The sequence below is a fragment of the Cupriavidus sp. FW305-26 genome (assembly GCF_058787975.1).
Window position 1 is genome coordinate 14,582 of the sequence record NZ_JBYTAH010000086.1, and the last position, 12,899, is coordinate 27,480.

Here is a 12,899-nt window from a genome sequence, read left to right on the forward strand (position 1 = left end):
AGGCGCCATGCTGCTCGAAGTCGAAGACCTGAAGAAGCATTTCCCCGCGCGCGGCGGCGGCACGGTGCGCGCTGTCGACGGCGTCAGCTTTGCCGTGGATGCCGGCCAGACCTATGCGCTGGTGGGCGAGTCCGGCTGCGGCAAGACCACCATCGCCAGGCAGCTGCTGCTGCTTGAGCGCCCCAGCGCCGGCACCATCCGCTTCGACGGCCAGGACGTGCTGGCGCTGGACCGCAAGGGCGTGCTGGGCTACCGGCGCCAGGTGCAGGCGGTGTTCCAGGACCCGTCCTCGTCGCTCAATCCGCGCCTGAAAGTGGGCATGCTGCTGGCCGAGCCGCTGCTTGCGCACGGCCAGGGCGGCGACCGCGCCGCGCTGCGCCGGCGGCTGCTGGAGCTGCTGGAGATCGTCGGCCTGCCGCCCGGCGCGCTCGACCTGTACCCGCACGAGTTCAGCGGCGGCCAGCGCCAGCGCATTGCCGTGGCACGCGCGCTGGCGCTGCAGCCGCGGCTGATCGTGCTGGACGAGCCCACCTCGGCGCTGGATGTCTCGATCCGGGCGCAGATCGTCAACCTGCTGTCCGATATCCAGCGCAGCTTCGGCCTGGCCTATGTGGTGATCGCCCATGACCTGGCGCTGGTGGAGCACTTCAGCTCGGCCGTGGGCGTGATGTACCTGGGCAATATGGCCGAAAGCGGGCCCAGCGCCGCGGTGTTCAGCGCCCCGCGCCACCCCTACACGCAGGCACTGCTGGGCTCGGCGCCGCGGCCAGACCCCGACCACCAGCCGGCCGAGGGGCTGATCCTGGGCGATATCGGCTCGGCGCTGAACCCGCCAGCGGGGTGCAAGTTCCATCCGCGCTGCCCGCGCGCGGTGCCGGCCTGCGCCACCGAGATCCCCCGCATGCTGCGGCTGGACCCGGCCGCCGGCTCAGCCGAGCCGGCGCACGTGGCCGCCTGCCACCTGCTCCATTGACCGCCGGGGCGCGCGTCAGCCGCCCTGCATCTTCGACGGATCGTCGCTGCGCGAGGTCGTGGTGACGGTGCCGTCGCTGTTGAAATGCACGTTGAAGAAGGCCTTGTCGGTGGCGGTTTCCATCCAGCGGTAGCCCCACACCTCTTCCTTCTTCAGCGCAAATGCCTCAACCTTGGTGGGCTTGCCCAGCAGGCGGCGGATGTCGTCCTTGCTCATGCCGGCGCGCACGCGGGCGAAGTTCTCGGCCGACAGCACCTGCTCGATCTTCGCGACCTTGCCATCGGCACTGATGGTGACCATCCAGGTGGTGGTGCCCTCGGGGCCGCGCGGGTATTCAAGCCGGCGCCCGCCGTCCGCTTCTTCCCAGACGATCTCCGGCTTGCCGGCCTGGCGCCGCAGGTCTTCCTCGGTGGACTGGCCGGGGACGATGCCCTTGAACAGCTCGCTGTCGGGCTTGATCGCGTTCCAGGTGTTGCGGGCGGTCTCGCCCGCCTTCTTCATGGCTTCATCGACCTTCTGCTGGTCGCAGCCGAACAGCGCAAGCAAAGAGGCAAAGAGTCCCATGGCGGCAAGGCGTCGCGGCGACGCGAAAGTGGAGGGGCGCACGTCAGCGGCGCACGGGTTCGGCGACGGCTGCCGAGGCTGCCTGTGCCGCGCTGTCGGGACTGGTTGGCTGGCTCTCATCCTGCTGGCTCCTTCTGGTGTCGCTGCGACCCGAGGTCCCGCTGAACAGGTTCGCCCAGCTGTCGAAGCGGCGGTTGAACAAGACCGACAAACCGTTGATGGACCCGCCCTTGGCAATCAGCGACCAGCGCCGTGAAAACTGCCAGGTCAGCTTCACCACGTTCGAGGCCGATGTCAGGCTTTGCTCATAGCCTACCGACATACGCTCGGTAATGGCCTTGCCCATGCTGACCACCTGCTGGTCATTGAGACCCGCGGTACTGGGCCCGATCGAGAATTCGTCGATGCCGAAATGCTGCACGATGCCCTTGCCGGCCTTGCCGCCGATCATGCCCAGCGCTGCGCCGCCCAGCGCGGCGCCACCCAGCTGGCGCTGCTGGCCGGCACCGGCGCTTTCGGCGCCGTAGCCGAACATCAGCCACGAGAGCTTATCCTCATCCGGCACATTGGGTTCCGACACCAGCCGCACGCGCGGCAGCCGCACCGTGCCGGTCACCTCCACGCCCGCCTCCACTTCCTGGTTGCGGCGCATGGCGCGGATGTTCATGTTCGGGTTGTCGATCGGGCCGTTGAAATTGATGATGCCGCGCTCGATGTCCAGCTTGCGCCCGAAGGCTTCATAGGTGCCGTCGGTCACGCGCACCGTGCCGGTGGCCTTCATCGGTACCAGGGGTTCGCTCTTGACACCCATCTGGCCGGCCAGCAACAGGTCCGCGCCCGCGCCCCGGAAGCGGAAGTTGTTGCCCAGGTCCACGGTCAGGTCGATCACCGGGCTGAACTTGCTTGCCGGCTTGGTCTCCGGCGCCTGCGTGGCGGCAGTCTTCACGGCGCGCTGGTCCTTGCGCCGGATCACCACCACATCGTCGCCCAGCACCGGCGCGCCGGCCTTGGGCAGGTCGAACAGGCCGCGGTCGACATGGATCTTGCCGCGGATCACGACCTGCTTGTTCTCGTTGGCGATGGTGGCGTCGCCCGAGACCACCAGCGTGCGCTCGGGGCTGGCGAACAGCTGCAGCTTGTCGGCGACGATCTTGCCGGTCAGGTTGGGATCGGCCTCGCCCAGCTTGACGTTGCCGGTGGCCGTGATCTTGCCGTCGCCGCCGTGGAATTCCACGTGCTTGAGCTCGACCGTGTTCTGGTCCAGCACCACGCGCACAGTGCCGTCGGTCAGGCGCAGGCCCAGGTCGTACAGCGTGACGGCGAGGTTGTCGCCGTCGACGGTGCCGGTCAGCAGCGGCGCGCCGATCGTGCCGGCCAGGCGCATCGCCGCGGCCAGTTTGCCGTCGAAAGCGTACTGCGGGCCTGTCAGCGCTTCCAGCGATTTCAGCCGCGGCACGTCGACGGTGACCGTGCCGCCCAGGGTCGAGGCCGGGCCCACGGTCTGCAGCCCCTGCTCCTGCACCAGTCCGGCGGAGGCGTCCACCACCACCTTGCCGATGCGGCCCGACACCATGCCGCCGCGCATTGCGATACGGTTGCCGCCGGCGTCGGCGCGCAGGCTGGTCTCGCCCAGGCCGAGCGTGGTGAAGCCCCGGCCGGCGTTGACCGAGAGGTCGCCGCTGCGCCGGCGCAGTTCGGCAAAGCCGGTCGCGGTCTCGGCCAGCGCCAGGTTCCAGCGGCCGTCGATGACCAGGTCGGAGCGCACCGGCGGCTTCTCGCCGGTGATGGTTTCCATCAGTTCCAGCACATGGCCCACCTGCAGGCCGTCCAGGCTGCCCGCGCTGCGGATGCGGCCGTGGTCCCAGTCCAGGCTGTCGATGGTCATCGTGGCGCGGTCCAGCAGCAGGCGCGCCGCGCCCAGGCGCACCCGCTGGTCGGCCACCAGCAGCTGCGTCGGCGCGGCCAGGCGCAGGTTGACGGTGCCGCGCTCTTCCAGCGTGCGGATGGTGCCGTTCCAGCCGTCCTTGCCCTTCCACGCGCCCTGCCCCGCCAGCGCCAGCTGCAATGGCCGCTTGTTCAGGCTGCCGGCCGCCTTGACGTCGAAGGTATGGTTGGCCTGGGTGCCGTCGAGCGTGGCGTCGAGCGTGCTCAGGCTGGCCTGCGGGCCGCGGTAGTCGCGCGCGGCCAGCTGCACCGAGAGCGGGCCGTCCAGGCCGCCGCGCACCTCGGCGCGGCCGCTGGCGCTGGCCACCTTGTGCGGGCCCACTTCCAGCGCCTGCGCGTTGTAGTCGGCCACCACTTCGGGTTTCTTCAGCGTGCCGGTGATGGTGGCGTCGAGCTTGAGCTTGCCGGCCACGCCAAACTTGAGCCGCTCCAGCTGCGGCGCATCGACCGCCAGCTTGAGCGCATCGCCGCGCGCGCCGAAGCTGCCGCGCAGGTTGGCCTGGTTGCCGGCCATGCTGAGCGAAGCCTCGCTCGGCAAGAGCCGCTCGTCCGCCAGGCGCACCTTGCCGCCGCCGGTCATCGGCAGGCCCGCGTATTCGCTCTCATGCACGGCGAAATCCAGCGCCACACCGAGTTCGGGCGCGATCTCGCCGGTCGCGGTGAAGTCCGCATTGATGCGGCCGGCGGCAACCTTGGCCAGGCGCGAGGGATCGAACGAGGCCAGCTTGCCCTTGAAGCTGAACGGCTGCTTGTCCTTCAGGCCGAGCTTGCCTTCCGCGGTCAGCAAACCCGGCCCCACCGCGGCGCGCAGCGTGGCCAGCGTGAGCGCCTCGGCATCGATGCTGGCATCGGCGAAAAGCTTGAGCGGCCCGCCCGACAGGTCCAGCGCCACGCTTTGCCGGCCCGGCTCCATCCGCACCACCACCGGGCCGGACAGGCTGGCGCTGGTCAGCGAGCCATGCAGCGCGGCCGGGTCCAGCCTGCGCACGTCCAGGTCGAAACCGCCACGGCCGCCGCGCAGCGAACCGCCGCCGGAGATCTCGGCCTTGCCGGCCAGCGCCACGCGCAGGTCCGAGACGGCCTGTGCCATCTCGCTCAGCTCGACATGGGCGCGCACCGACTGCACCGGCAGCCGCTCCTTGTCCAGCGGACCGGCTTCCAGGTTGGTGATCTCGATGTCGCCGGCGACAGCCAGCGGTGCGGGCGCAGGCGCGGCCGCAGGGGCGGATGCGGAGACCCCCGATGCCGCCGGGGGGGGCGATGCCGACACGGCGCTGGCCGCCTGCGCGCCGGCAGCCGCCGCCACGCCGCCCACCGGCCGCAGCTCGGCATGCACGGTCAGGTTGGCCTGTGGCGCCGACGGGCTGAACAGGCGCGGGTTGATGCGATCGCCATCGACCAGCAGGTGCGTGAACGGCACCTTGCCGAACGGCGTCAGGTCGGCGCCGGCGCGCAGGTGGATGCGGTCGCCGCTGGCCTGCAGCTCGGCTCGCAGCGCGTCCAGGTTGCCCTTGGCGGTGGCATTGACGGCAAAGGCCTCATCCTGCCAGCTGCTTTCCAGCAAGGCTTCGGCGCTGAGCGCGAACGGGGCGCGTGCGCCCAGCTGGGCGTTGGCTGCCAGCTTGCCGTATGGTGTTTCCAGCTTGTCCACGCTGACGCGGTGGCGCTGGCCGTCGCTGTGCAGCGCGCCGGCCAGGTTGCTGAACACCATCGGCTCGGCCGTGGGCGCCGTGCCCTGCAGCAGCGACAGCCGCTCAAGCGTCAGCGAATCGACATCGATGGCCAGCGGCAGTTCGAGCGAGGTGGGCTTCTGCATCGGCTCGGTGCTCGGCTCGGACGGGCCGAGCTTCACTTCGGCCTTGCCAATGCGCAGCCATTGCACGTGCAGGCGCCGCGCCTGCCAGCCGAGCACCCAGTTGCCATCCACGCGGTCCACCGCCACGCGCGTCTGGCCGCTGGCGAACACCACGTCGCGCAGGCGCAGGCCGTGCGCCACGGTGCCGCCTTCCAGCCGGCCGCTGAGCATGCCGGCCGACAGCCGCGTGGCCAGCGTCCACAGGTGGCGGGTGCCGGTCTCGGTGCGCAGCGCCGCCACGCCCGCCGCCGCCAGCGCCACCATCAGCAGCAGCAGGATGCCGACCAGCCAGGCCAGCACGCGCCACAGCCGCCGCCGCTTGCGCGGCGCGGGCGGGGTCGGGGTCCGGGCCGAATCGCCGCCGGGCACCGAAGGCAGATCGTGGGCGCTCATGCCGGCATCCGGGTCAGGCGTGAAATACAAGGGTGCCGCATCAGAACGCCACCCCCAGCGAGATATGCGGGCGGAACTGCTGCTCCTGGATGCCGTAGCCCACGTCCAGTTGCAGCGGGCCCACCGGCGTGCGCCAGCGCACGCCGACGCCCACGCCGTTGTAGATGGTCACGCCGCGCAGGTTGTCGGCGGCGGTGCCGAGATCCCAGAACACCGCCACGCCCCAGTCCGGCTTGAACCAGTACTGGTACTCCAGGCTGCCGGTGCCCAGGTACTTGGCCGGCAAGATGCTGGAGCCGCTGGGCGTGCCGATCGACTGGTAGGTGTAGCCCCGAATCGAATCGGTGCCGCCGGCGCGGAAGCGCAGCGTGGCCGGGATCTGGCTGGAGCTGTCGCCGGTCAGGTCGGCACCGAGTTCCAGCCGTGCCACCACCAGGTCGCGCTTGCCCACCGGTATGTACTGGCGGATACGGCCGTACAGCCGCAGGAATGTGGCATCGCTGAGGAATCCCCTGGCGGCCACCCCGATCTGGGTGCTGATCACGTTGCCGCGGCGCGGGAACACGGGATTGTCGACGTCGCGCCGCGTCCAGGCAAAGGCCGGCACCAGCGCCTTGCTGATCTGGGCGGCCTGGCCCTCCGGCAGCAGCTTGTCGTAGTAGAAATCCAGCGACGTCGTCACGTCGTACTTCTCGCGCGAGCGCGAGCGCTTCAGGCCCGCGCGCAGGCTGGTGGTGTCGGTGTTCTCGATGTCGATGGTGCGCTCGTAGCTGCTGTACACGCTGTTGCGGTAGTTGCCCCTGTCCGGGGGCATCGCGGCCTCGGCGAACAGATAGGAGCGCTTCTGCTCCAGCCGCGCCTGCGAGTCGAAGGTCCAGGCGCGGTTGAACAGGTTGTAGTACGAATAGCGGCCTTCGATCTGCGCGCCGGTGTCGGTGGTAAAGCCCACGCCGCTGTTGAGCCGGTGCGCCGGATATTCGCGCACGCGCACCGAGACCGGCGCGGTCACCACGCCGTCTGCCGCCTTGTCGGCGTCCGGGGGCGGTTCCAGGTCGACCTGCACGTTGGAGAAGTACGGCTGGTTCTGGATCGCGCGCTGCAACTCGAGCAGCCGCTCCACGCGGTACGGCTCGCCCTCGTTCAGCGGGTTGACGTTGTAGATGATCTGTTGCGGATAGCGGCGCGTGCCGGTCACCTTCAGCGGCCCCAGCAGGTAGGCCGGGCCGCTGGCGTAATGCGCGGACAGGTCCGCGCGCTGGTCGTCCGGCTCCACGCGCGCCTGCGACGCGGCCAGGCGCGCGCCGTAGTAATTGTGGCTCTGCAGCGTGACCAGCGCGTCCTCCTTGGCCTTGTCCCAGTCGCCCTGCCGGAACGGCTCGCCCACCGGCAGTCCCCACTTGGCCTGCAGCTCGGCCACCTGTTCGGGCGAACGCGTGGCCGCCGGGCCCGTCACCTGGACGTCGACATTGCGGATCAGCGTGCGCGCGCCGGGGTCGACCATCACGTGGACCACGCGCTTGTCGCCCTCGCCTTCCACGCGGGTGGTGGTGGTCGGGTCGAAGTAGCCCTCGGTTGAGGTGAACGCCCGCACCTGCTCGCCGACGGTCTCGATCATATAGTCGAGCTGGTCCGGCGAAAGGTCGGCGCGGTCTTGGTAGCGTGCCAGGTCCAGATGCTCTTCCAGCATCTCGCGGATCGGCTTGGGCGCCTCGACTTCGACCTTGTAGGCGGCGCGCGCCGGGGCGGCCGCCAGCGCCAGCACCGCGCCCAGCGCGGCCAGTACGCGAACGGCCACACGCGCGCGGCCAGCGGAGTCAGCGGTAATAGCGGTGTCTTGCGGCATCGCCGATTGTCCACACATACAAAGTCGGTATTTGACCACACCCGGCCTTATGCCCGGAACTTTCCGGCGCCTTGCACCCGGCCCGGATGCATTCCGGGGGGCCGATACTGTAAAATCGTGGCCCACTGTACCCATCTGGCGCCCGCGCGGGCGCATCACGGTTGAACATGGCCATCTACGAATCCGATATCACCCAGTTCCTGAAGCAGCTCAAGCAAGAGCGCCCGACGCTGGAGGCCGAACAGCGCGACGGCCGTGCCCTGCTGTGGGACAAGTCGCCGATCGACCTGGAAGAGCGCGCCCGCGCCGAAGCGTCGCGCGTGGCGCAGAAGCCATACGTCTACGCGCAGGACAACTGATTTCCCGCCGCCCCCGCGAGCGCACGCCGCCCATGAGCGCAGGCGACCAGGACAAGCTGCCGCTGCCCGTCGAGCTGCCTGCCGTGGCCCCGGCCGTTGCAGCCGGCCCTGCCGGCCCCGCCGACATGGTCGACGGGATGGCCTTCGCGCGCCTGTACGGCGAGCCGCTGTTCAAGCTGCCGCAGGACCTGTACATCCCGCCGGACGCGCTCGAGATCTTCCTGGAAGCCTTCGAGGGCCCGCTGGACCTGCTGCTGTACCTGATCCGCAAGCAGAACTTCAATGTCCTCGACATCCCGATGTCGCAGGTCACGCGGCAGTACCTGTCCTACATCGAGCAGATCCGCAAGACCAACCTCGAGCTGGCCGCCGAATACCTGCTGATGGCGGCCATGCTGATCGAGATCAAGTCGCGCATGCTGCTGCCGGTCAAGAAGGCCGACAGCGACGATGAGGCCGAGGACCCGCGCGCCGAGCTGGTGCGCCGCCTGCTGGAGTACGAGCAGATGAAGCTGGCCGCGCAGCGCCTGGACACGGTGCCGCAGCTGGGCCGCGACTTCCTGCGCTCGCAGGTCTATATCGAGCAGAGCCTGGCGCCGCGCTTCCCGGAAGTGGAGACGATCGACCTGCAGGCCGCCTGGGCCGATGTGCTCAAGCGCGCCAAGCTCAACCAGCACCACAAGATCTCGCGCGAGGAACTGTCGGTGCGCGAGCACATGAGCCAGATCCTGCGCCGCTTGCAACACGCGCGCTTCATGGAATTCTCCGAGCTGTTCGAGGACGCGGTGCGCTCCGGCAAGGGCGTGCCGGTGGTGGTGGTGAACTTTATCGCCATGCTGGAGCTGTCGCGCGAAGCGCTGGTGGAGATCACCCAGGCCGAACCGTTCGCCCCAATTTATGTGCGATTGGCGTACAGCCCGACCTGACCCACCCGCGCTGCGGGGTCCGGCCCCGTCCCAACATGTTCTACAATCCGCCGACAGCCGGCCCAATGGCCCACGGTGCAGGCCCCGAAGGCAAGTGCCCGAAGGCCCCGCGCCCGACAGAAGGCCGAGACCGGTAGTCCATGTGCCGCCCCTCGACGGACCGGCGCCCGGGTCACACCTACCACGACCAGCACACCAAGGCAGATGAAAGTCATTTCCTCCATCCAAGAGCTGCGCGACCAACTGCGCGGCCAGAACCGCGCTGCCTTCGTGCCCACCATGGGCAACCTGCACGAAGGCCACCTGTCGCTGATGCGCCTGGCGCGCCAGCACGGCGACCCGGTGGTGGCATCGATCTTCGTGAACCGCCTGCAGTTCGGCCCGAACGAGGATTTCGACAAGTACCCGCGCACGCTGCAGGACGATATCGAGAAACTGCAGAAGGAAGGCGTCTACGTGCTGTTCGCGCCGTCCGAGCGCGATATGTACCCCGAACCGCAGGAATACCGCGTCGAGCCGCCGCATGACCTGGGCGACATCCTGGAAGGCGAGTTCCGCCCCGGCTTCTTCAAGGGCGTGTGCACGGTGGTGATGAAGCTGTTCTCGTGCGCGCAGCCGCGCGTGGCGGTGTTCGGCAAGAAGGACTACCAGCAGCTGATGATCGTGCGCCGCATGGTGCAGCAGTTTGCCCTGCCGATCGACATCATCCCCGCCGAGACCATCCGTGCCGAAGACGGCCTGGCGCTGTCGTCGCGCAACCGCTACCTGGGCCCCGACGAGCGCGCCGAGGCGCCGGTGCTGTACCGCACGCTGCATGACGTGCGCGACACCGTGCTGGGCAGCGACCGCGCTTCGGCCGACCTGCTTGCGGTCGAGGCGAATGCGAAGGAATCGCTGGCCAGGCGCGGCTGGAAGCCGGACTACGTGTCGATCCGCAAGCGCGTCGACCTGCAGGCGCCGACGCGCGAGGAATTCCTCGCCGGCGAGCCGCTGGTAATCCTGACTGCCGCCAAGCTGGGCGCGACCCGGCTGATCGATAACCTGGAAATCTGAGCGGCAGCGCCGCACCAGGCAAAAAAGCAGGCCGGCGGCCTGCTTTTTTCATGCCCGGCGCATGCCGGATCGCTGTGCGGCCTTCATCACATGCCGCTGATGACCCCGCCGCCGCTTCCACCAGATCAGCACGCCGGTCACGGCAAACGCCAGCGGCGCCAGCCCGAACAGCGTGATAAACACCCGCCCCGGCAGCCCGAAGGCCTCGCCGGTATGGAGCGGAAACAGCCAGTTCAGCAGCGTGTCGCCCGCCGGCGCCTGCCGCGGATCACGCATGCCCAGCGGCTTGCCGCTCCAGGCATCGAGCCACAGCCGCGTGGCACCGGTATCCTTGCGCACCTCGCCGGGCTGGCGCAGCCGAATCTCGAACGCGTCGCCCGGCTTGCGCGGGAAGCTGATGCGGGTCACCTGCGCTTGCGGGTACCGGGCCTGCGCCGCCGCCATGATCTCGCCCGCGCCCAGCGGCCGGGCCCCGGCCGGCGCCGGTGCCGAGACGTGCTTCACCGGCGGCGTCACGGTCATCACGCCCGCCACCATCGGTGTCACCCACTTCGGCAGGTTCAGGTACCAGCCCGAAAAGGCGATGATGGCCAGCACCGGCGCGGCCAGGATGCCGCCGGCGCGATGCAGCGAATAGTTGAAGCGCGACCATGAGCCGCCGTGCGTGATGCGGAACGCCTGCACCACCGAGCGCAGCTTCATCCTGGGCCACCACACCGCCACGCCCACCAGCGTGGTCAGCAACAGCAGCATGCCGGCCACGCCGGTGATGGTCTTGCCGGTGTCGCCTGACAGCAGGTAGCGATGCAGGTGAAACAGCGTGGGCAGCAACAGGCGGCGCGACAGGCCCGCCTCGCCCCAGACCCGCTCGCCCTTCACCGCAAGCGTGACCGGATCGACCATCACCTGGCGCGAGCGGCCCGGCACCACGCCGTCGGGCCCCTTGACCGGGTACCAGGCGATAAAGACGCCGTCGGCATGGACGGGCAGCATCAGCAGGTTGGGCTTGCCATAGGGGGGCGCAGCCAGCCGCTCGGTCACTGCCTGGACCGTGGCCGGCGACACCGGCTCCGTCATCGGCGCGGACGCCACCAGCAGGTCAGGGTTGAGCCAGGCATCCAGTTCCTCCCGCCAGGCAATGGTCATGCCGGTCAGCCCGAACAGGACGAACAGCAGGCCAAGGCTCAGGCCGATATACAGGTGCAGTTTGACGAGGGCGACGCGCAGGCGGCCGGTGACCATGTGGGGGCTGAAGTACGTTGAGCGGATGCTGCCATGCGTGGAATATGGCGCACAGGCCACCTCCACGCAGAATGCAAATGCGAAAGATTCGCGATTCTAGCAGGGGCCCCGCCAGGCGGCCGTGCCGCATGCGTCAGCGCCGCAGCGGCGCCAGCATCGCATCCAGGTCCAGGTGCGCGGTCATGGTGTCGGCAAGCCGCTCGATCGATGCTTCGCGCAATGCGTCGAGGTCCACCTCCTGGGCGCCGTCCAGCCCCGCCCAGCGCAGCAGCGCCTGGCAGCCGGCGGGCTCGTCGAACAGGCCATGGACATAGGTGGCCAGCACCTGGCCGTCGGCCGAGCGCGCGCCGTCGGGCCGCACCGTGCCGTCGCCGCGCTCGAGCCACAGGGCCGGCTGCTCCAGCCCCGCGCCCGTGGTGACGCCAAGGTGGATCTCATAGCCGCGCACCGGCGCATCGGCCTGATCCAGCGCCAGCCGGCCGCCGACCTGGCGCAGCTGCTTCTCTGCCGCCAGCGTGGTCTCGAAATCCAGCCAGCCCAGGCCCGCGCTGCTGCCGGCCGGGCCTTCGCGGCCATCGGGATCGTGCACCTGCCGCCCCAGCATCTGCATGCCGCCGCAGATCCCGATCAGCTTGCCGCCGTAGCGCAGGTGCCGGGCCAGCGCCGCGTCCCAGCCATTGGCGCGGATGAAGTCCAGGTCGCCGCGCACGTTCTTGCTGCCGGGCAGCACCACCAGGTCCGCGGGCGGGATCGGCATGCCGGGCCCGACAAACTGCAGCTCCACCTGCGGGTGCGCGCGGAGCGCGTCGAAGTCGGTATGGTTGGCGATGCGCGGCAGCACCGGCACGATCACGCGCAGGCGCTGCGCCGGCGTGCCGGCCTTGTCCGCTTGCGCGCCGATGATGGCGTCCTCGGCATCGAGATGCAGGCCGTGCAGGAAGGGCAGCACGCCGAATACCGGTTTGCCGGTGCGCGCCACCAGCCAGTCCAGTCCCGGCTCCAGCAGGCCGACATCGCCGCGGAAGCGGTTGATGATGAAGCCGGTCACGCGCGCGCGTTCGCTCTCGGACAGGCAGTCGAGCGTGCCGACCAGGTGCGCAAACACGCCACCGCGGTCGATGTCCGCCACCAGCACCACCGGGCAGTCGACGCGCTCGGCAAAGCCCATGTTGGCGATGTCGCGCTCGCGCAGGTTGACCTCGGCCGGGCTGCCGGCGCCCTCCACCAGCACCACCTCATAGGCCTGCGCCAGGCGCGTGTGCGAAGCCAGCACGGCCTTCATCGCCTCGGGCTTGTAGGCATGGTAGGCGCGCGCATCCAGGTCCAGCCGCGCGCGGCCGTGGATGATCACCTGCGCGCCGGTGTCGCTGCTGGGCTTGAGCAGCACCGGGTTCATGTCGGTATGCGGTGCCAGCCGCGCGGCCTGTGCCTGCAGCGCCTGCGCGCGGCCGATCTCGCCGCCGTCGGCGGTGACCGCGCTGTTCAGCGCCATGTTTTGCGGCTTGAATGGCACCACGTGCGTGCCGGCACGCGCCAGCACCCGGCACAGGCCGGCCACGATGGTGCTCTTGCCGGCATCGGAAGTCGTGCCCTGGACCATCAGCGTGCCGCGCAGGGCACCCGGCGGCAGGGATTGCGAGGAGTCGGTCTGCATTGGCGGATTATCGCACCGGTGCCTGCAACACCCCCCGTGCGATGCCCGGATGCGGCGGCTACAATACGCGGATGGAAACCCCGGCCATCGCAC

At 69.5% G+C, this 12,899-nt stretch carries 9 protein-coding genes; 4 read left to right on the top strand and 5 right to left on the bottom strand.

The window, feature by feature from the left end; all coding sequences use genetic code 11:
• The first annotated feature begins 7 nt into the window (after nt 1-7).
• On the top strand, nt 8-973 hold the full coding sequence (locus AC3WQZ_RS31250; protein ID WP_492301877.1) for an ABC transporter ATP-binding protein: 966 nt from the start codon (nt 8-10) through the stop codon (nt 971-973).
• A gap of 15 nt (nt 974-988) precedes the next feature.
• Here the strand turns inward: AC3WQZ_RS31250 and bamE are convergent, their stop codons facing one another.
• Genes bamE through AC3WQZ_RS31265 form a run of 3 tightly spaced genes read right to left on the bottom strand, consistent with a single transcriptional unit; the run spans nt 989 to nt 7,572 of the window.
• The gene (gene bamE, locus AC3WQZ_RS31255) at nt 989-1,537 is read right to left on the bottom strand and encodes an outer membrane protein assembly factor BamE domain-containing protein (protein WP_010814901.1); all 549 of its coding nucleotides are present in this window, start codon (nt 1,535-1,537) and stop codon (nt 989-991) included.
• Nucleotides 1,538-1,580: 43 nt separating this feature from the next.
• Entirely contained in the window at nt 1,581-5,729 is a 4,149-nt protein-coding gene (locus AC3WQZ_RS31260; RefSeq protein ID WP_492301879.1) for a translocation/assembly module TamB domain-containing protein, read from the bottom strand.
• A gap of 40 nt (nt 5,730-5,769) precedes the next feature.
• On the bottom strand, nt 5,770-7,572 hold the full coding sequence (locus AC3WQZ_RS31265; protein ID WP_010814903.1) for an autotransporter assembly complex protein TamA: 1,803 nt from the start codon (nt 7,570-7,572) through the stop codon (nt 5,770-5,772).
• Nucleotides 7,573-7,739: 167 nt separating this feature from the next.
• Between AC3WQZ_RS31265 and AC3WQZ_RS31270 the strand changes: the two genes are divergently transcribed.
• The 3 genes from AC3WQZ_RS31270 (at nt 7,740) to panC (ending at nt 9,910) form a co-directional block, all read left to right on the top strand.
• Nucleotides 7,740-7,931, top strand: a complete 192-nt coding sequence (locus AC3WQZ_RS31270; RefSeq protein WP_010814904.1) for a DUF3460 family protein — start codon at nt 7,740-7,742, stop codon at nt 7,929-7,931.
• A gap of 32 nt (nt 7,932-7,963) precedes the next feature.
• Nucleotides 7,964-8,857, top strand: a complete 894-nt coding sequence (locus AC3WQZ_RS31275) for a segregation and condensation protein A (protein ID WP_010814905.1) — start codon at nt 7,964-7,966, stop codon at nt 8,855-8,857.
• Between the two features lie 204 nt (nt 8,858-9,061).
• Nucleotides 9,062-9,910, top strand: coding sequence for a pantoate--beta-alanine ligase (gene panC, locus AC3WQZ_RS31280; RefSeq protein WP_439668190.1), 849 nt, complete (start codon nt 9,062-9,064; stop codon nt 9,908-9,910).
• 48 nt (nt 9,911-9,958) lie between these two features.
• On the opposite strand, the gene AC3WQZ_RS31285 is transcribed toward panC, so the two are convergent.
• Complete coding sequence (locus AC3WQZ_RS31285) at nt 9,959-11,152, bottom strand: PepSY-associated TM helix domain-containing protein (protein WP_439668191.1); 1,194 nt, start codon at nt 11,150-11,152, stop codon at nt 9,959-9,961.
• Nucleotides 11,153-11,285: 133 nt separating this feature from the next.
• Nucleotides 11,286-12,806 carry a cobyric acid synthase gene (locus AC3WQZ_RS31290; RefSeq protein ID WP_037023541.1) on the bottom strand — a complete coding sequence of 507 codons (1,521 nt, stop codon included), beginning with the start codon at nt 12,804-12,806 and terminating at the stop codon, nt 11,286-11,288.
• Nucleotides 12,807-12,899 lie beyond the last annotated feature (93 nt).

Coding starts and splice junctions, on each gene's coding strand:
- bamE (WP_010814901.1), bottom strand. CDS start 1,537: ATGGGACTCTTTGCCTCTTTGCTTGCGCTGTTCGGCTGCGACCAGCAG.
- AC3WQZ_RS31285 (WP_439668191.1), bottom strand. CDS start 11,152: ATGGTCACCGGCCGCCTGCGCGTCGCCCTCGTCAAACTGCACCTGTAT.
- panC (WP_439668190.1), top strand. CDS start 9,062: ATGAAAGTCATTTCCTCCATCCAAGAGCTGCGCGACCAACTGCGCGGC.
- AC3WQZ_RS31290 (WP_037023541.1), bottom strand. CDS start 12,806: ATGCAGACCGACTCCTCGCAATCCCTGCCGCCGGGTGCCCTGCGCGGC.
- AC3WQZ_RS31260 (WP_492301879.1), bottom strand. CDS start 5,729: ATGAGCGCCCACGATCTGCCTTCGGTGCCCGGCGGCGATTCGGCCCGG.
- AC3WQZ_RS31275 (WP_010814905.1), top strand. CDS start 7,964: ATGAGCGCAGGCGACCAGGACAAGCTGCCGCTGCCCGTCGAGCTGCCT.
- AC3WQZ_RS31270 (WP_010814904.1), top strand. CDS start 7,740: ATGGCCATCTACGAATCCGATATCACCCAGTTCCTGAAGCAGCTCAAG.
- AC3WQZ_RS31265 (WP_010814903.1), bottom strand. CDS start 7,572: ATGCCGCAAGACACCGCTATTACCGCTGACTCCGCTGGCCGCGCGCGT.
- AC3WQZ_RS31250 (WP_492301877.1), top strand. CDS start 8: ATGCTGCTCGAAGTCGAAGACCTGAAGAAGCATTTCCCCGCGCGCGGC.